The organism is Burkholderia sp. Ac-20392 (assembly GCF_017104585.1).
Classification (GTDB): Bacteria; Pseudomonadota; Gammaproteobacteria; order Burkholderiales; family Burkholderiaceae; genus Burkholderia; species Burkholderia lata.
The window spans coordinates 1-1,520 of the sequence record NZ_JAAGPB010000958.1; the positions used below are offsets into that span (position 1 = coordinate 1).

Annotated in this window: 2 protein-coding genes; both read right to left on the reverse strand. The window is 70.4% G+C overall.

All coding sequences use genetic code 11. The features are described 5' to 3' along the window. Positions 1-59: 59 nt before the first annotated feature. A complete protein-coding gene (locus G3N99_RS40060) occupies positions 60-572 on the reverse strand; it encodes a disulfide bond formation protein B (protein WP_011351308.1) in 513 nt (170 codons plus the stop codon). Between the two features lie 139 nt (positions 573-711). Further along, a partial coding sequence (locus G3N99_RS40065) for an amidase (protein ID WP_241012091.1) occupies positions 712-1,520 on the reverse strand: 809 nt, incomplete at its 5' end.

The following is a 1,520-nucleotide window of genomic DNA, read 5'->3' on the forward strand; positions in this document are numbered from 1 at the left end:
TGCCGCTGCGGGGCGGCCCGGGTGAGCGGGCCGCGTGCAGGCCGGTCGAAACCGGCCGGTCAGCCCACGAGCTTGCGGCGATGACGCCAGAGGCTCGCGACGACCGCGATCAGGATCACGGCGAAGCCGATCAGCGACCAGCCCGGCAGCAGGATGCCGAAGATCGGCGGGTAGACGGTCTCGCACAGCCCGGCGACCTTGAACATGCCGGGGAACCACTGCGCGGGCGGCAGGCTGTCGACGATCGGCTGCAGCGTGTCGAAGCCGCAGCTGAAGCCCGGATTCATCTGGATCGTCAGGTGCCGGGCGGCCGTACCGACGCCGCCGGCCGCGGCGATCGCGATCAGCAGCTCGAGCACCCAGACACCGCGCCAGTTGCGGATCCCGGCGGCCAGGAACGCGAAGATCCCGATCGCGCAGAAGAAGTAGCGCTGGATGATGCACAGCGGGCACGGATCTTCGTTCTTCACGTACTGCAGGTACAGCGCACCGGCCAGCAGGGCGATGCACACCCATCCCAGCAGCATCAGCAGGCGGCGTTCGCGGCGGATTGCGAGCGTGTAGTCGTTCATGTCGGCGGGGTTCCTCGTGGGTCGGTCCGGAAAACAATCGCGCGATTTTAGCGCGAACGGTCTGGCACGAAACTGACAGCGCGCATGCGGCAACCTGCCGCACCGCGCGCCTTGTCCGCCGGCGGTCGGTTGGCTGCGCTCAGCGGATCGTGTTCAGCACGGCCTCGACCGCCTGGCCGATCGCGAGCAGTGCGTCGTCGCGATGCGGTGCGGCCGCGAGCATCAGCCCGACCGGCGCCGCGTCGCGCGGATGGCAGGGCAGCGACAGCGCGCACGCGTCGAGGAAGTTGAACGCGCTCGGGTTGCGCAGGATCAGCGCGTTGGTGCGCGTGAACGCGGCGTCGTCCGCTTCGAGTTCGGCGATGCGCGGCGGCACGACCGGCACCGTCGGCGCGACGAGTGCATCGAAGCGCGACCAGACCGTGTGCGCAGCTTCGTCGAGCATCGCGGTGCGCGCGGCGAGCAGGTCGAGATAGTCGGCCGCGGTTGCGGGTTCGCCCTTCAGGATTCGCGTGAGCACGCGCGGGTCGTACTGGTCGCGGTGCTTGGCGAGCAGCGGGCGATGCCATGCGTAGGCCTCGATCGGCGAGAAGCCGAAGCGGTTGACGTCCGGCAGCCGGTCGAGCGCGGGGAAGCGCACTTCCGTGACGATCGCGCCGGCGGCTTCGAGATGCTTGAGCGCGGCGTCGAGCGCGGCCGCGACGTCGGCATCGACGCCGTCCGTCACGTAGTTCGTCAGCACGCCGAGCCGCACGCCTTCGAGCGGCCGGGCGGCCGGCACGTGCGGTTCGAGACCCGCGAGCATCCGGTCGACGAGCGCGCAGCAGGCGACCGTCAGGCCGATCGGGCCGAACGAGTCGAGCGTCGTCGACAGCGGCACGCCGCCTTGCGTCGGGATCCGGCTTGCGGTCGGCTTGAAGCCCGTCAGCCCGCACAGCGCGGCCGGAA

What these genes read in the sequence shown, in the direction of transcription:
- G3N99_RS40060 (WP_011351308.1), bottom strand. Translation starts at nt 572, where the DNA reads ATGAACGACTACACGCTCGCAATCCGCCGCGAACGCCGCCTGCTGATG.